The sequence below is a fragment of the Kribbella koreensis genome, assembly GCF_039525325.1.
Classification (GTDB): Bacteria; Actinomycetota; Actinomycetes; order Propionibacteriales; family Kribbellaceae; genus Kribbella; species Kribbella koreensis.
Map to the genome: position 1 here is coordinate 143222 of NZ_BAAAHK010000020.1, position 16815 is coordinate 160036.

Consider the following 16815-nt stretch of genomic DNA (forward strand, 5'->3'; position numbering starts at 1 on the left):
ACAGCATCCGGTGGGCTTGAACAGGAGCCGGTGAGCTCGGACAGTGCATGAGTTGTCCTCGGCCACCGGATGCTGTTCAAGGTCCCGCCGGCTTGTCAGGGGTGATGGCGGTCCGCTGGTGGGGGAGGGTGGCGGCGGACGGGCCTTTGGTGCATTAGTGTCCTTTCGGGCCTAGAGGCGGGCAGCACTACGCGTAACGGTGAGGACACGTGACGGTTACCCGGAGATTCCATTACGGCAGTTTCGGAACGAACTGCCCGCGATCCGTTATCTTTATGTAATGAACGCAACCCGCCCAGCGCCTGGCTCGCAGGCTTCGCTGCGCGAAGCCAACCGCGAGCGCGTCCTGGGGGTTGTCCGGCAGCACGGGCCGCTCACCCAGGTCGAGATCGCCGCGGCCTCCGGGTTGTCCGCCGCGACCGTGTCGAACATGGTCAAGGAGCTCGACGCCGCCGGCATGGTCGGCCTGTCCCGCAGCATCCGCAACGGACGCCGCGCAGTACTGGTCTCCCTGGCGTCCGGCGGCGCCCTGCTGGCCGGCGTCGCCTTCGGTGAGCGCGACGTCCGGGTTGCGATCGCCTCCGAGAGCCGCGAGATCCTCGCCCAGCAACTGATGCCACTCCAGGCCGACCACGTCGCCGACGACGGCATGGAGCGCGCCGCCCGCCTGCTCGCCGACCTCTGCGAGACGGTCAACGCCAGCGTCGAGGACATCGGCGCGATCGGCTTCGGCCTGCCCGCGCCGGTCGACTCGGTCAGCGGCGAGGCGGGCTCCGACGCCGTCCTGCCCGGCTGGCGCGGCGTCAACGTCGCCGAGGCGATGGCCGGCCACCTGCGCGCCCCGGTCGCGCTCGACAACACCGCCAACCTGGCCGCCCTCGGTGAACTCCGCGAAGGCGCGTTGCGCGGCGTGAAACACGGCTGCTACATCAAGTTCTCATACGGCGTAGGCGCCGGCATCGTGCTCGGCGGCGAGGTCTTCCGTGGCTCAGCCGGTACTGCGGGCGAGATCGGCCACCTCACCATCGACGAGAACGGCCCGATCTGCCGCTGCGGCAACCGCGGCTGTCTCGACACCTTCGTCGGCTCGCGCGCCCTGCTCGCCAGCCTGCAGGCCTCCCACGGAGCGCTCCGGCTGCGCGACATCGTCACCCGCGCCCTGGCCGGTGATCTCGGCTGCCGACGGGTGATCGAGGACGCGGGCCGCCGCGTGGGAGTCGCGATCGCGGGCCTGGTGAACCTGTTCAACCCCGAGGTGATCGTGGTCGGCGGCAAGATGGCCGAGGCCGGCGACCTGATCATGCTGCCCCTTCGGGAGGCCCTCGACCGGTGCGCCATCCCGAGCGCCGCCGCCACCGTCGAACTCCGGCCGGCCGAGCTCGGTGACGATGCGGATGTGCTCGGTGCCATTCAGTTGGCGTCGGTGCTGAGCCACTCCCGGACGGCCCGAGCGCTAGAGACAACCGTGTAACAACGATATGTCTATTTCTTGAATTCAAGCCTTGACGTCAAGCTGCTTCTGGGTCTTGACTCTGCTCAGGCCTACTCGGGCCCTCACGTCAAGGAGTCGCTCTATGTCCGTCTCACCAACCCGTCTTGTCGGCCTCGGCATCGCCGTATCGGCCCTTGCCCTCTCACTGGTGGCCTGTGGGTCGGACGACAAGTCCGACACCGCGGGCGGCGGTGACAGCAAGGGCGGCAAGATCGCCCTGCTGCTGCCCGAGTCGAAGACGACTCGCTACGAGGCGCTCGACCGCCCGCTGTTCACCGAGGCCCTCAAGGCCGAGTGCGCGAGCTGTGAGCTGATCTACAGCAACGCCGACCAGGACGCCGCGAAGCAGCAGACCCAGGCCGAGGCCGCGCTGACCCAGGGCGCCAAGGTCCTCGTGCTCGACCCGGTCGACGGCAAGGCCGCCGCCGGCGTCGTCGCCTCCGCGAAGGCGCAGAACGTCCCGGTGATCGCCTACGACCGGTTCATCGAGGGCGCGAACTACTACGTCTCGTTCGAGAACGAGGCCGTCGGCAAGCTGCAGGCCCAGACCCTGGTCGACGCGCTCAAGGCGGCAGGCAAGACCTCGGGCAACATCGCCGAGATCAACGGCTCGCCGACCGACCCGAACGCGGCCGACTTCAAGAAGGGCGCGCACAGCGTGCTCGACAGCTCCGGCTTCAAGATCGCCGCTGAGTTCGACACCCCGGACTGGAGCCCGGACAAGGCCCAGTCGTGGATGGAAGGCCAGCTGAGCGCGATCAAGTCCGGCCTGGTCGGCGTGTACGCCGCAAACGACGGTACCGCTGGTGGCGCTATCGCGGCCCTCAAGGGTGGTGGCGTGAAGCCGCTGCCGCCGGTCACCGGTCAGGACTCCGAGCTCGCCGCGATCCAGCGGATCGTCTCCGGCGACCAGCTGATGACCATCTACAAGGCCGTCAAGCCGCAGGCCACCGCCGCCGCCAAGGCCGCTGTCGCCCTCGCGAACGGTGGCAAGGCCGAGTCGACCGGTGACTTCAAGGGTGTTCCGGCCACGATTCTCGACCCGATCGCCGTCACCAAGGCCAACATCAACGACACTGTGGTGAAGGACGGCATCTACAAGGTCTCCGACATCTGCACCGCGTCGTTCGCCGCGGCCTGCACTGCCGCCGGCCTCAAGTAACTCCCGGCCGCACCCGATGCCGGCCCGCCCCCGGGCCGGCATCAAGCAGAGCCGAGGTCCGGGTGGGCACCCAGATGCCCACCCGGGCCGAAGCCGGATAGATAGCCCTCAGGAGGCTGATCGATGACTGTCACACCCACCCCTGTCACGGCCGCCGGCACGGTGCTGGCGCTTCGGGGTGTCTCCAAGCGCTTCGGCGCCGTGCAGGCTCTGAAGAACATCGAGCTGGACGTGCGCGCTGGTGAAGTGCTCGCCCTGGTCGGCGACAACGGCGCCGGCAAGTCGACGCTGGTGAAGACCATCGCCGGCGTCTACACCGCCGACGACGGCACCATGGTGTTCGACGGGCGGGAGGTACGGGTGCACAGCCCGGCCGAGGCACAGCAGCTCGGCATCGCCACCGTGTTCCAGGACCTGGCCCTGTGCGACAACCTCGACGTGGTCGCGAACCTGTACCTCGGTCGCGAGCTGCGCAACGGCAAGGTGCTCGACGAGGTCGAGATGGAACGCTCCTCCTGGGAACTGCTCCGCCAGCTGTCCGCCAAGATCCCCAGCGTCCGGATCCCGGTCGCCAGCCTGTCCGGCGGTCAGCGCCAGACGGTCGCGATCGCCCGCAGCCTGCTCGGCCAGCCCAAGGTCGTGATGCTGGACGAGCCCACGGCCGCACTGGGTGTGGCCCAGACGGCCGAAGTACTGAACCTGGTCGAGCGGCTCCGCGAGCGCGGCCTCGCCGTGATCCTGATCAGCCACAACATGGCCGACGTGATGGCCGTCGCGGACCGGGTCGCGGTACTGCGCCTGGGCCGCAACAATGGGGTCTTCGACGTCGCCGAGACGAAGTCCCAGGACATCATCGCCGCAATCACCGGCGCCACGGACAACGCAGTCTCCGAGCGCGCGGCGCGCCGGACCCAGCAGGAAGGCTCCGCATCATGAGCACCCCGGTCGACGGATCGCCGGCTCCCGTGCAGGACGCCGTGCCCGAGACGCACGACGCGGCCGCGCTGCCCGCCGATCTGCAGGACGAGCGCCTGATCGCCAGCCACGGCATCAGCGGCGCGGTGTCCGCCTTCACCTCGCGGCTGCGCTCCGGCGACCTGGGCTCGGTCCCGGTCGTGGTCGGCCTGATCATCATCTGGGCGGTCTTCCAGATCTCCAACAGCTCCTTCCTGACCAGCCGCAACCTGGTCAACCTGACCCTGCAGACCACCTCGGTCGGAGTGCTTGCCCTGGGCATCGTTCTGGTCCTGCTGCTGGGCGAGATCGACCTGTCGATCGGCTCGGTCAGCGGACTGGCCGCCGCCGTCCTCGGCGTGACCTTCGTCAACAAGGGCTGGCCGCTGGTGTTGTCACTGGTGGTCGGTGCGCTGATCGGCCTGGCGATCGGGTTGTTCTACGGCGCGCTCTTCACGAGATTCGGCGTACCGAGCTTCGTGATCACGCTGGCCGGTCTGCTCGGCTTCCTCGGCCTGCAACTGCTGGTGCTGGGCAAGGAAGGCACGCTGAACATCCCGTTCGACTCGGGCATCGTGAAGTTCGCGACCCAAGATTTCCTGCCGCCGGCGGTCGCCTACGGCCTGGTCGTGGTCGTCGTCGCCCTGTACGTCGTCAGCCGGCTGCGCACCCGCAGCGCCCGGGCGAAGGCCGGGCTGTCCGCCGCGCCGACCTCGATGATCGTGATCAAGGCGGTCGCGCTGGCGCTCGTCCTGTTCATTCCGGTGATCGTGCTGAACGGCGACCGTGGTGTCTCGTACATGTTCCTGCTCTTCATCGCTCTGGTGGTGGCGACCGACTTCATGGTCCGGCAGACCCGCTGGGGCCGGTCCGTGCTGGCTGTCGGTGGAAACGTCGAGGCGGCCCGCCGCGCCGGTATCAACGTCCGGTTCATCTACCTGTCGGTCTTCGCGGCCTGCTCCACCTTCGCTGCCGTCGGCGGCATCCTGGGCGCTGCCCGGCTGATCGCGGTGAACCAGAGCAGCGGTGGCGCGGACACCAACCTGAACGCGATCGCCGCGGCCGTCATCGGTGGTACCAGCCTCTTCGGCGGCCGCGGTTCGGCGTACTCCGCCCTGCTCGGCGCGCTGGTGATCATGTCGATCAACAACGGTCTGGCGCTGCTCAGCCTGGACTCCAGCGTTCGCTACATGGTGACCGCCGGCGTCCTGCTGATCGCCGTCACGATCGACTCCCTGAGCCGCCGCAGCCGTCAGGCGCACGGCCGCGCATAAGCCCGGTGGGCTGCTACCTGACCCCTGCCTCGGTAGCAGCCCGCCGTTCCAACGAACGGATCGCCACTCCCCGCCCGGGGTGGCGATCCGTTTCTCTTTGCCCGTACTAGCGGGAGTTCACCGCTCGGGTGGCGAGCAGGGCGCCTCGGCGTACTGCGTGTTCGACGGGCCAGCGGCGGGCGGCGAAGTCGGCTGAGGGTAGGGAGATCGCAACCGAGGCCAGTACTGCGCCCGCGCTCGATCTGACCGGCGCGGCCAGACAGGTCAGGCCGTCCTGGAACTCGCCGATCTCGAGCGCGACGCCGGACAGCCGGACCTGCTCCAAGTGGCCTTCCAGCTGGGTGCGGTCCGTCAGGGTCTTGGCTGTGCACTGTCGCAGGCCGACGCGGTCGAGGTAGGCGGCGCGATCCTCCGGGGTCATCGCGGCAAGCATCACCTTGCCGAAGGCGGTCGCGTGCGCCGCCTCGTGAAAGCCGATGTCGAGCAGCTGGACGCGCGGCCGGCGCTCCGAGTCGACGACGTGGGCGACCACCACGTTCACCTCGCGGTAGACCGCGTAGTACGCCGCCGCGTCGGCCTCCAGATGCAACCGGCGCACAGCAGCCGCGATCAACGGCCGCACCTCAAGTTGCCGCTCCAGCCCTTGCTCGAGCAGCCGCACCCTGTAGCCCAGCCCATACCGATGGTCCTGCGCGAGATGCACCAGATACCCGGACTCCGTCAACGTCGCCAACAGGTGGTACGCCGAAGGCACTGCCAACTCCAGATGAGCAGCGATCTCCTTCGCCGTCACCCCATCCTTGCTAGCAGCAACAAACTCCATCGCCCGCAGAGCCCGGGAGACAGATTGCACAGTCCCCGAAGCCGGCCGGCCTGCTGAGGCTGACGCAATTCCGCGCGCTGTCGGCCCGTACCGCCTCTGCGGAGCCGACCCGCCGGGCGCGGCTCCTCCCCCGCCCACGGCGGGGTCGAGGTCGGAGGTCGAAGTCTTCACGCTGACACCCTGCCCCGAACCCCACCCCGAAGCCGCCCCCGTCTCAACTTGAGACAAGCCCGGCCGGGCTCAGCCGGTGGTCAGTTGGTCGACGTCGGCGGGGCGGGGGAGGTTGTAGCGGACGCTGAGCAGGCCTCGGCAGAGACCGGAGTTGCCTTCGATGCTGATCCGGGTGGTTTTGGCCATCCGGAGTTGGAGTGGGAGGTCGAGTTGGGTGATGGGCGTGCCGTCGTCGTGGAGCAGCAGCGGAGCGTCGGGGCCGGACGGAAGGTTGAGGTCGTTGCGGCGGCGGGTCAGACGCTCGAGGTCTTGCCCGGGGCTGGCGTCGCCGAGAGTGGCGGCGGCTAGGTCAGATACGGACCACCCTTGTTTGACCAGGTGCGAGGCGACTTGCTCCTGGCAGGCGCGGTGGGCCTTGTGCTGGAAGGTGAGGCGTAGTTCCTCCAACTCGTCGTCGGCCAGCCCGGGGAACGAGCCGGCGAAACCACGCCCGCCCGCGACCCCCGCGTTGATCTCGTCGGAGGCGAAGTGGTCGAGCAGGCGGATCACGAGGTTGCGCACACCAGGCACGGCCGCGACCGCGTCATACGCGTCGGCGACCATCAGATAGGCGAAGTTCGGCGCACAGAAGTACGTCGGCAACCGCAGCTCCACGGTCAGCACGGCCGGCTTGGGCAGCACCGCCGAGACGAAGCCGAGCTCGGTGATCGGCGAGTCCAGCTCGGGATCCCGGACCGTACCGAGCGCCGCCCAGATCGCGTCGTCCACGCCGTCCGGCCGGACCTTCGGTCCACCGTCCACATCGACGCCCATCAGACGACCGAGACCGGGTCGGAGCCGATAGCGCCGTCAGCCGACTCGGGCAGCCGCAGTTCAGCAGGTATGTCGATCCCGTACAGCTTCGCCGCATTGAGACCAAGGATCTTCTTCTTCACCTCAACGGTGAGCTCGGGGTATTCGGTCAGCTCAGCCGGATACTGGAAATCCACGAACCGTTCGATCAGCCAGGCCGGCGTCCAGATCGCGTAGTCGCTGGCGAAGGTGATCCGGTCCGGCCCGATCCAATACAGCAACTCCCCCAGGATCTGCGCGAAGTACTTCGGCCGGCTGTGGATGAACGGCATCGCCACCGCCAGCCCGCCGTACACATTGGGCTCCTGCGTCGCGATCCAGCAGAAATCCTCGAGCCGCGGCAACCCGACATGCTCGACGATGAAGTTGAGCCCGGGAAAGGCCGAGGCGACATCATCCACATCGGCCACGTCGAACGCATCGCGGTTGAGCGGATAGATCGTCGGCCCCTTGTGGATATGGATGTTGCGGATCCCCAGCTCGACACACTTCTCGAGGTACCGGTACGACCAGGGATCGGTCAGCTTCCACCCCTTGGAGTCGCCCTTCCACTCGGCCGTGTAGAGCTTCACGCCCTGCAGGTCCCACCGCTCGGCCAGCTCGGCGAGCTTGTCCAGCCCGGCCTCGCCGTCGCGCGGATCCCAGGCGCCGTTGACGATGAACTTGTCCGGGTGCTTCTCCGCGATCGCGCCGTCCTGGTCGGTCGTGTTGAAGCCGTTCACGTAGAAGTCGGTCAGGTACGTCGGCTGGAAGATCGCGCGATCGACGTACCCGTCGGTGAACAGATCCTTGATGATCCGCTCCTCCGACTGCTTGTGGAACTCCTCCAGCGTCCACACCTTGTCGGCCGGCGACAGGTTGCGGTGATAGTCGTAGAAGCAGTTGATGAAACCCTCGCCGTACCGGTTGGCCTGATTGGCCGGCGTCGCGTCCCACGCGTGCACGTGGCTGTCGACGATGAAGTAGTCGTTGCCGTCCTTGCTGTACATGGAGAAGCTCCTTCAGCTCGTCAGGATGGCGCGGCCGCCGGGCACCCGGCCGCCGTCGAGATCGTCGAGCGCGGTCAGCGCTTCGGTCAGCGAGTACTGCTTGGTCGCCAACTTCACCCGGCCCTGCGCAGCCAGCGTCATCAGGTCGTCCAGGTCGTTGTACGAGCCGACCAGGTTGCCGATCACGTTGATCTCGCGGGAGATGATGTCGATCGTCGGTACGTCGACCTTGCCGCCGTACCCGATCACGAAGTACGAGCCCGAGTTGCGCGTCATCGCGACCCCGTCGGCCTCGGTCCCGTGCTCGCCGACGAAGTCGAGCACCACCTGCGCGCCCTCGCCACCGGTCTGGTCGAGGATCGCCGCCACCTGGTCGCCGTCGCTCAGTACCGTGTCGTGCGCGCCGAGCTTCGACGCCTTCTCCAGTACTTCGGCCGACCGGTCGACCACCGTGACCCGGGCCGATGTCATCGCGACCAGGCACTGCAGGCCGATGTGCCCCAGTCCCCCGGCGCCGATCATCACGATCCGATCGCCCGGATGCACCAGCGGCACCGCCTTCCGGACCGCGTGGTACGCCGTAAGCCCCGCGTCGGCCAATGCCGCCACATCGGCCGGCGCCAACCCGTCATTCAGCTTCACGACCGAACGGATCGAGGTCCGCAGGTACTCCGCCATCCCGCCGTCCCGGTTGATCCCGGGGAACTCGGAGTTGCGGCAGTGCACGTCGTCGCCGGCCCGGCAGGCGCGGCAGAGTCCACACGTCACCAGCGGGTGGAGGATCACCTTGTCGCCGACGCTCACGCCGGTCACCGCCTGGCCGAGCTCGACGATCGTGCCGGCGTTCTCGTGGCCGATCACGTAGGGCAGCCCGACCCCCGACTTGTCCTGCCACTGCCCTTCGATGATGTGCAGATCGGTCCGGCAGACGCCCGCCGCATCGACCTTCACGATCACGTCGAGCGGTCCTTGCACGGTGGGATCGGGGATGTCGTCGAGGGTCGGAGGTTTCCCGTATTCATGGACTCTGACAGCTTTCACCGTGGCCACTTCCCTGCTCTTCGGGGATCAGTCGTCCGATGGTGCCGATCCCGTGCAGCGCAGCGAAAGAGGCGTTATCGCCTTCCGATAACGCCTCGATCCCCCAGCCCGAAGCGTCTGGCCAGCAGCGCCGCCTCGGTCCGGTTGCCGACGCCGAGCTTGCCGAAGATCGTCGACAGGTTGTTGTTCACCGTCTTGGCCGTCAGCTCCAGCCGGGCAGCGATCACCGAGGTGGCCAGCCCGGCCTTCACTGTCGCCGTGGTCACCGCGGTCCTGTTCGGGCTCGCGCACTTCTACGCGATCGCCGATGACCAGCGGGCACTTCCGTTCTTCAGCGTCTTCATGGTGCTGACCGCGGTCGCGCTGATCGTCGCCGGGGTGGCCGTGCTGCGGACCCGGATCTGGCCGGACGGCCGCCGGTTCGCGCTACTGGCCGCCGGGGTCTGGCCGCTCGCGACCGTCCCGGCCGGGGCCGCGCTGGGCGACGTACCGCACTTCACCGCGATCGCCGTCTGGGGGCTGCTCTGGACGACGCTGGGGGCGATCCTGCTCAACACCGGGGTCCGGCATCCGTGATCCGGGGGCGCGTGGCAACCACCACGGGCCCTTTCGTGTGCAGAATGTGCGACATGACGACACGCAGGACGCCGATCAAGACCGAGGCCACCTCGGAGGACCAGTCGGTCACCACGCTGGAGCTGTTCTTCGATCTGGTCTTCGTCTTCGCGCTGACCCAGATCACCGCCTTGATGGCGCACGACCTGACCTGGGCGGGGTGATCCGGGGTGTCCTGCTGACCGGTCTGCTCTGGTGGAGCTGGATCGGGTTCTCCTGGGTGTGCAACCTGGTCAAGGCCGACGAGGGCTCGGTCCGTGGCGTGATGCTGGCCGCGATGGCGGCGATGTTCGTGATCGCGCTGGCCATCCCGGAAGCCTTCCACGACCTGCCCGGCGGGCTGCCCGGCCCAGTGGTGATCGCGGTCGCGTACTTCGTCTTCCGGGCCATGCACCTGTGGCTGTTCTGGCTGATCGCGGACGGCGACCGGGTGCTGCGCCGGACGCTGCTCCGCTTCGCCCCGGCGATGATGACCGCTACGGCGCTGCTGCTGGTGGCATCCCAGTTCCACGGCACCACGCAGACTCTGATCTGGGCGGCAGCGCTGGCTGCCGACTACGGCGGCACCTACCTGGTCGACGCCCGCGGCTGGCGACTGCGGTCGGCCGCTCACTTCGCCGAACGGCACGGGCTGATCGTCATCATCGCGCTCGGCGAGTCGATCGTCGCGATCGGCGTCGGCGTCACCGACCTGCCGATCTCCTGGCCGATCCTGGTCGCGTCGGTCCTCGGCCTGACCGTCGCGGCGGCGCTGTGGTGGATCTACTTCGACGCGACCGTCCACTACGGCGAGCGGGCGCTGGCCAACGAGCCGATCGAGAGCCGGCCGAGGCTCGCCCGCGACGCCTACACCTTCCTGCACTTCCCGATGGTGGCCGGCATCGTGCTGCTCGCGCTGGGCCTGAAGAAGGTCCTCGAGTACGTCGGCGACACCGAGCACCACCATCTCGACGACCCGCTGAAGGGCATCGGCCTGTACGCGCTGTTCTTCGGCGTCGTGCTCTACCTGCTCGGCCACGTCGGCTTCAAGTGGCGCACCACCCGCCGCCTGGGCATCAGCCGGCTGATCACCGCCGCACTCTGCGTCGTCGCCCTGCCGCTGATCGCCCACGTGCCCGCGCTCGGCCAGCTCGCCGTACTGGCCGTCCTGCTGATCGGTCTGGTCGCCTTCGAATCCGTCCGTTTCGCTCAAGAACGCGAAGTGCTCCGGCACGGCGAACACGCCTGACTCAGCCCTGGTTGGCCGGATCTCTGGGGTCGGTGTCCAGGATGCGCTGGATCTGTTGCTGGAGCGTCGCCTGGCCACTTGCCCGGGCCTGCTCCATCAGTCGCAGTCTGGTCCGCCGGCTTCCCTCGACGTCACCGAGTGCCATCGCGAGATCGGCCTCGATCAGCTCGACCAGCTCCATCAGATTGGTGCCGGGCCGACGCCGGTCCCAGTCGATCGCCTGGTCGAGCAACTCACGGGCGAGCCGCGTGTCACCGGTCCGGCTGGCCACCATCGCCATCATGGTCTTCACCCGGAAGACAGTGAAGTCGTTGCCGACGGTCTGATAGATGTCGGCGGCGCGGGTGAGGGTCGCCATCGCGTCGTCGTACCGACCCAGCTCGATCTCGTTCTCGCCGAGCAGGAACAACCCGTCACCCTCGCTGATCGTCCCAGGTGGGGCGATCGCGTGCAGCTCGCGGGCCCAGCCCGCGCCGGCCTCGAAGTCCAGCCGCTCGGCCGCGATGACCGACAGTTGCTGCAAGACGAAGACGCGCAGGTCCGCCGGCCCGTCCGGTTGCTCGGTCAGCTCGAGGGCCTTGGTCATCACCTCGTGCGCCCGATCGAGGTCCGCGCTCAGGTTGGCGCCGATGCTGATGTGCAACATCGACCGCACCTGGAGCTCGGTGGAGCCGAGTTGCTCGGACAGCTCCAGCAGTTCCTCACCTGCGGCCAGGCGATCAGCCGGGGACAGCACCAGCGCCGGGAGCAGGCCGAACGCCAACCGGACGTAGAGCTCCAGCGGCCCGGACTCCTTGACCACCTCTCTGGCCGCCGACAGCACTTCGGCCCGGAGATCGTCGAGTGCCTCGATCACGCAATAGCCGTTCAGCCGCAGGGCAAGCTCGGCCGCCTCGACCGGGTGGCCCGATTGGAGACCAGCGAACACGGCTGCCCGGATCAATGGCCAGCTGTCGTCCATCCAGGCGGCCGGCGCGGCGATCGCGTCGGATTCCGCCGCCGGTAGCAGCGGCCGGTCCGGCACCACCAACCGTGCCGCAACGGTGAGGCCATGCGGGAGGCGGTTGTCCACGAGACCTGCCAGCCGTAGTACGGCCTGCAGGTACCTCCCGAGTGGTTCGTCGCGATCGCCCGCGAGTGCGAGTTGTTCGGCCGCGTAGGCGCGGACCAGGTCGTGCATCTTGTAACGCTGCCCGGTGACGAGCTCGACCAGACCGAGGTCGACCAGGCGGCCGAAGGTGTTGCCGCCGGTCACCTCATCGCTGTCCAGTAGCGGAGCAGCGACCCAGGACGGGAACTCGGTGATGCCCACGAGAGACAAGCGCTCCAGGAGTTGCCGGGCTTGGGGGTCGGCAAGCTTCAACGTGCGCCCGAGGCTGGTCCGTACTGCGAGGTCGCCGGCCACCATCGAGTCGAGGCGCTGGTCGTCGTCGACCAGGGCCTGGGCGATCGACTGGAGCGCATCGTCGCCCGACAACGCCAACCGTGAGCCGATGATGCGCAGCGCCAAGGGCAGACCGACACACTGCTCGGCCACCGAGTCGAGGGTCGGAAGATCGCGTAGCGTTCGCCCGATCAGCCGCGTCAGCAGGGCTTGGCTCGTCGGGCCGTCCAGCGGGGTGACCTGGCGGTGCACTGCCTCGGTCAGCTCCGGCAACGGTTTGCGGGAGGTGACCAGCACGGCACAGCGTGGACCAGTCGGCAGCAGTTGAGCGACGATCCCGGCATCCAGCGCATCGTCCAGCACCAGGAGAATCGCCAGGCTCTCGGTTCGCTGGCGGAACATCTCCGCACGGTCGGCAGCCGAGGCCGGTACCGCGCCGGGCTGGACTCCGAGCGCGCGCAGCATCCGCCCGAGCAGTGCGTGAGCAGACACGGCCTCCCCCCGGACGTCTTGCAGCCGCGCGAAGAGCTGCCCGTCGGGGAACGACTCAGCCACCAGATGACCGATCCGCGTCCCGGCCGCCGATTTCCCGACACCGGCGCCACCCCAGAGGCAGTAGACCGCCACCCGACCACGACCGTCGCCCGCGCCGCCCATGCCACCCGCACCGGCCGAGTCTGCGGCGCCGGTCGCGCCGGCCAGGTGGGACGGTGCTACCTGGGTCAGCACCCGGACCGCATCGGCCAGCAGGTCGTCGCGGCCGACCAGCAGCGAGATGTCCACCGGCAACTCCCGCGGCACGGTGCCCTCGGCCCGCTTGGCCGCGACGGCACGCAAACCCGGATCGTCGCGCAGGATGGCCAGGTGGAGCCTGCGCAAGGCCGGAGCAGGGTCCAGTCCGAACTCCTCTGCCAGCCGCTCCGCCAAGTCCTTGTACGCCTGCAACGCCTCAGCTTTACGGCCGGAGCGGTAGAGCGCCGTCATCCAGGCCGCCATCAACCGCTCGCGTTGCGGGTGCGCGCGGACCAGGTCGGCCAGCTCCCCCTCGACCTGCTCATGCCGACCGGCCAGCAGGTCCGCATCCAGCCGGTCCTCGACGGCCGCCGCATGCTCCTCGACAAGACCTGCGCTCAAGCGATCACGGGTTGCCTGCGGCATCAGGTCAGCCAGCGGCTCACCACGCCAGAGGTCGAGCGCCCGGCGCAGGCCGTCGGCCCGGAGTACGGGATCTGATTCGGTGCGCGCAGATGCCAGTTGGCGACGGAAACGCTCGACATCGATCGACTCGGGGTCGACCTGTACGGCGTACCCAGCGGTGCTGCTGGTGATCGTGATGCCGGGCAGCGCCTTGCGCAGGCGGGAGAGATAGACCTGCAACGATCCGCGCGCGTCGGCCGGCGGATCGTCCGGCCAGAGCAGGTCGACCAGCTCCGCGAGCGGCACCGACTCATTTGCCCTCAGCAACAAAATGGCGAGCAACGACCGCTCCTGCCGGCGCAGCGGCGCTGCCTGCCCGGCCGCTTCGATCTCCCCCAGCAAACGGAAGTCCATGCACGAACAGTAGAACGCCCTGCAGACAAAGTGCTGTCGGCAGGGCGTTCTCTGTGGATAACTACGCGGTGGCTGCGGTCAGGTCGATCTTCGGTTCGGCGAAGTGGCACGCGGCGGCGTGGCCGGGGCCGGACTTCGGCTTGCCGATCAGCAGCGGCTCCTGGGTGGCGCAGATGTCCTCGGCCTTCCAGCAGCGGGTCCGGAACCGGCAACCGCTCGGCGGGTCGATCGGCGACGGCACGTCACCGACCAGCCGGATCCGCTCCTTCGGCGGGGTGCCGCGGATGGTGCCCAGGTCGGGAGCGGCCGACAGCAACGCCTGCGTGTAGGGGTGCTGCGGCGCGTTGTAGATCTGGTCCCGCGGGCCCTGCTCGACGATCTTGCCGAGGTACATCACCGCGACCTCGTCACAGAAGTGCCGAACCACGCCGAGGTCGTGCGCTATGAAGACGAAGGCGATGCCCAGATCGCGGCGCAGGTCCTCCATCAGGTTCATCACCTGCGCCTGGATCGACACATCCAGCGCGGAGACCGGCTCGTCGGCGATGATCACCTCGGGCTCCACCGCGAGCGCCCGGGCGATCCCGATCCGCTGGCGCTGGCCACCGGAGAACTCGTTCGGGTACCGGTTGTGGTGCTCGGGGTTCAGCCCGACCCGCTCCAGCAGCTCCTGCACGCGCTGCAGCTCCTGGCCCCTGGGGACCAGGTTGTGCACGCGCAGCGGCGTGGTCAGGATGTTGCTGACCGTCTGCCGCGGGTTCAGCGAGCTGTACGGGTCCTGGAAGACGATCTGCAGCTGGCGCCGGAACGGGCGCAGCTGCTTCTCCTTCATCCGGGCGATGTCCGTGCCCTTGAACAGAATCTGGCCGGCCGTCGGGGTCAGCAGCCGGGTGATCATCCGGCCCGTCGTGGACTTGCCGCAGCCGGACTCGCCGACCAGGCCGAGGCTCTGCCCCGGCTTCAGGTCGAAGCTCACGCCGTCGACGGCCTGGACCACCTTCTTGGTCCGGCCGAGCCCCGCGGCCTCCTTGATCGGGAAGTGCATCTTGAGGTCGCGGACCTGCAGCAGTGGGCTGGTGGTGGCGTCCACCGGACGCATCGTGTCGCTCATCTCTCTCCTCAGCCCAGTCTCGGCGCGACCTCGGCCTCGTAGATCGAGGCCTTGTCGTGCAGGTGGCAACGGGACGTGTGCGCGCCGGCACCGTCGACCGGAAGCAGCTCGGGCAGGTCGGTGGTACAACGTTCGCCCTTGACCCGGTCCTTGTAGGGACAGCGCGGGTTGAACGAACAGCCGTCCGGCAGCGCCAGCAGCGACGGCGGCAGACCCTTGATCGGGCGCAGCTTCTCGTTGGCCGCCGAGACGGTCGGGATCGACTCCAGCAGACCCCAGGTGTAGGGCATCCGCGGCCGGGCCAGGACGTCCTCGGCCGTGCCGTACTCGACGCAGCGGCCGGCGTACATCACCAGGACGTCGTCGGCCATCTCGGCCACCACGCCCAGGTCGTGCGTGATCAGCACGATCGCCGAGCCGAACTCCTTCTGCAGGGTGTTCAGCAGGTCCAGGATCTGGGCCTGCACGGTGACGTCGAGCGCGGTGGTCGGCTCGTCGGCGATCACCAGCTTCGGGTCGTTGACGAGTCCCATCGCGATCATCGCGCGCTGCCGCATACCGCCGGAGAACTCGTGCGGGTACTGCTTGAACCGGCGGATCGGGTTCGGGATGCCGACCAGGTCGAGCATCTCCAGGGCCCGCTTCTTCGCGACGTCCTTGGACACCTTGTGGTGCACCCGGTACGCCTCGCTGATCTGCGCGCCGATCGTGTAGAGCGGGTGCAGCGACGACTGCGGGTCCTGGAAGACCATCGCCACCGCGTCGCCGCGGACCTTCATCAGCTCCGACTCCGGCAGCCCGACGAGCTCGTCGCCGCCCAGCTTGATCGAGCCGGTGATCTGGGTCCGCTTCGGGTCGTGCAGACCCATCACGGCCATGCTGGACACCGACTTGCCGGACCCGGACTCGCCCACGATCGCGAGCGTCCGGCCCAGCGGTACGGCGTAACTGAGCCCGTTCACGGCGCTGACCAGACCGTCGGCGGTCGGGAACCTGACCGTCAGCTCCTTCACCTCGAGGTACGGGGTCTCACCGCTCGGCGTCAGGCCCGAGCGACGCTCGCGGGTCGCGACGGAAGGATTACGGGGGATGTCCTGCGTCGTCACGCCAGCCTCACTCTCGGGTCGATCACGCTGTAGGCCACATCGACCAGGAAGTTCATCGCGACCAGGATCACCGACGAGATCAGGACGGTGCCCATGATGACCGGCAGGTCGTAGTTCTTCAGGCTCTCCAGGACCAGGTTGCCCAGTCCGGGCAGGTCGAAGATCCGCTCGGTGAAGATCGCGCCCGCGAGGCTGGTGGCGATGTCCAGACCGAAGATCGTGACGACCGGGATCAGGCCCGAGCGCAACGCGTGCTTGTAGGTGACCACCCGATCGGACAGGCCCTTGGCCCGCGCCGTCCGGATGTAGTCCTCGCTGAGCGTCTCCACCATCGAGCCGCGCGAGTACCGGGCGTACTGCGTACAGCTGTAGATGCCGAGCACGAGCCAGGGCGTCAGCAACCCGGTGAACCACTTGGCCGGGTTCTCCGTCAACGGCACGTAGCCGCCTCGGGGCAGGATCGGGTAGAGCACGGTCAGGTAGAGCGACAGCATCAGCGCGACGATGTAGTACGGGATCGAGCTGAGCACCAGGGTGCTGCTCATCAGGACCCGGTCAGCGGTGGTACCGCGCCGTTTGGCCGCCATCGAGCCGATCGTGACGCCGACCGTCAGCACGATCACGGCGTACCCGAGCACCAGCGAGACCGTCACCGGCAGCCGGCTGGACAGCATCTCGGTGACCGGCCGGTTGCTCTTGAAGGAGAAACCCAGACAGGGCGCCTTGCAGTCCTGCACCACCCCGGAGGTGGTGAAGGTGCGGCCGGCGAAGATCCCCGCCGTGTACTCGGCGAACTGCTGCACCTTGGGTCTGTCCAGGTGCAGGTTTTCCTTGATGTCGTTGTACCGCTCCTGGGTGCAGTTGCGGTCACCACAGATCGCCGCGGCCGGGTCGGTCGGGGCGACGAAGAACAACGCGAAGGTCGCGACCAGCGTGACCAGCACGACACTGAGCGCGCTCACCAGCCTGCGCGCCACGAAGTAGAGCACGAGGTTTCTCCTCACCGGTCGGGGTGACGGCCGGACGATTGTCCGGCCGTCACCCCTTCGTTCAGATCAGACG

At 68.2% G+C, this 16815-nt stretch carries 14 protein-coding genes and 1 pseudogene; 6 read left to right on the plus strand and 9 right to left on the minus strand.

The window, feature by feature from the left end; genetic code table 11:
• Positions 1–280 precede the first annotated feature (280 nt).
• From ABD116_RS35775 to ABD116_RS35790, 4 genes are all read left to right on the plus strand, one after another.
• Positions 281–1471 carry an ROK family transcriptional regulator gene (locus ABD116_RS35775; protein ID WP_343981054.1) on the plus strand — a complete coding sequence of 397 codons (1191 nt, stop codon included), beginning with the start codon at positions 281–283 and terminating at the stop codon, positions 1469–1471.
• Between the two features lie 103 nt (positions 1472–1574).
• On the plus strand, positions 1575–2654 hold the full coding sequence (locus ABD116_RS35780; protein WP_343981057.1) for an ABC transporter substrate-binding protein: 1080 nt from the start codon (positions 1575–1577) through the stop codon (positions 2652–2654).
• Positions 2655–2777: 123 nt separating this feature from the next.
• Positions 2778–3590 (plus strand): ATP-binding cassette domain-containing protein, encoded by an 813-nt coding sequence (locus ABD116_RS35785; protein ID WP_343981060.1) that lies wholly within the window; start codon positions 2778–2780, stop codon positions 3588–3590.
• Positions 3587–4882 (plus strand): sugar ABC transporter permease, encoded by a 1296-nt coding sequence (locus ABD116_RS35790; RefSeq protein ID WP_343981062.1) that lies wholly within the window; start codon positions 3587–3589, stop codon positions 4880–4882. Before ABD116_RS35785 ends, ABD116_RS35790 begins: the two co-directional genes overlap by 4 nt.
• Before the next feature lie 106 nt (positions 4883–4988).
• Here the strand turns inward: ABD116_RS35790 and ABD116_RS35795 are convergent, their stop codons facing one another.
• The 5 genes from ABD116_RS35795 to ABD116_RS35815 all read right to left on the minus strand — a co-directional run bounded on the left by ABD116_RS35795 (position 4989) and on the right by ABD116_RS35815 (position 9024).
• A complete protein-coding gene (locus ABD116_RS35795; RefSeq protein ID WP_343981065.1) occupies positions 4989–5876 on the minus strand; it encodes an IclR family transcriptional regulator in 888 nt (295 codons plus the stop codon).
• 69 nt (positions 5877–5945) lie between these two features.
• Positions 5946–6689, minus strand: a complete 744-nt coding sequence (locus ABD116_RS35800; protein ID WP_343981068.1) for an iron-sulfur cluster assembly protein — start codon at positions 6687–6689, stop codon at positions 5946–5948.
• Complete coding sequence (locus ABD116_RS35805) at positions 6689–7717, minus strand: amidohydrolase family protein (RefSeq protein WP_343981070.1); 1029 nt, start codon at positions 7715–7717, stop codon at positions 6689–6691. Before ABD116_RS35805 ends, ABD116_RS35800 begins: the two co-directional genes overlap by 1 nt.
• Before the next feature lie 12 nt (positions 7718–7729).
• Positions 7730–8758 carry an NAD(P)-dependent alcohol dehydrogenase gene (locus ABD116_RS35810; RefSeq protein ID WP_343981072.1) on the minus strand — a complete coding sequence of 343 codons (1029 nt, stop codon included), beginning with the start codon at positions 8756–8758 and terminating at the stop codon, positions 7730–7732.
• 74 nt (positions 8759–8832) lie between these two features.
• Complete coding sequence (locus ABD116_RS35815) at positions 8833–9024, minus strand: LuxR C-terminal-related transcriptional regulator (RefSeq protein WP_343981074.1); 192 nt, start codon at positions 9022–9024, stop codon at positions 8833–8835.
• Between ABD116_RS35815 and ABD116_RS35820 the strand changes: the two genes are divergently transcribed.
• Together ABD116_RS35820 and ABD116_RS35825 are read left to right on the plus strand one after the other, a co-directional pair.
• The gene (locus ABD116_RS35820; RefSeq protein WP_343981076.1) at positions 9017–9334 is read left to right on the plus strand and encodes a hypothetical protein; all 318 of its coding nucleotides are present in this window, start codon (positions 9017–9019) and stop codon (positions 9332–9334) included. The two genes, ABD116_RS35815 and ABD116_RS35820, sit on opposite strands and share 8 nt — an antisense overlap.
• A gap of 53 nt (positions 9335–9387) precedes the next feature.
• A pseudogene (locus ABD116_RS35825) lies at positions 9388–10601 on the plus strand (low temperature requirement protein A).
• Position 10602: 1 nt separating this feature from the next.
• Here the strand turns inward: ABD116_RS35825 and ABD116_RS35830 are convergent.
• The 4 genes from ABD116_RS35830 to ABD116_RS35845 form a co-directional block, all read right to left on the minus strand.
• Positions 10603–13536 (minus strand): AfsR/SARP family transcriptional regulator, encoded by a 2934-nt coding sequence (locus tag ABD116_RS35830; protein WP_343981079.1) that lies wholly within the window; start codon positions 13534–13536, stop codon positions 10603–10605.
• Between the two features lie 61 nt (positions 13537–13597).
• Positions 13598–14647 carry an ABC transporter ATP-binding protein gene (locus tag ABD116_RS35835; protein ID WP_343981083.1) on the minus strand — a complete coding sequence of 350 codons (1050 nt, stop codon included), beginning with the start codon at positions 14645–14647 and terminating at the stop codon, positions 13598–13600.
• Between the two features lie 8 nt (positions 14648–14655).
• The gene (locus tag ABD116_RS35840; RefSeq protein WP_425552223.1) at positions 14656–15753 is read right to left on the minus strand and encodes an ABC transporter ATP-binding protein; all 1098 of its coding nucleotides are present in this window, start codon (positions 15751–15753) and stop codon (positions 14656–14658) included.
• Entirely contained in the window at positions 15750–16742 is a 993-nt protein-coding gene (locus ABD116_RS35845; RefSeq protein ID WP_343981086.1) for an ABC transporter permease, read from the minus strand. The genes ABD116_RS35840 and ABD116_RS35845 overlap by 4 nt, the downstream gene beginning before the upstream one ends.
• Between the last annotated feature and the right edge of the window lie 73 nt (positions 16743–16815).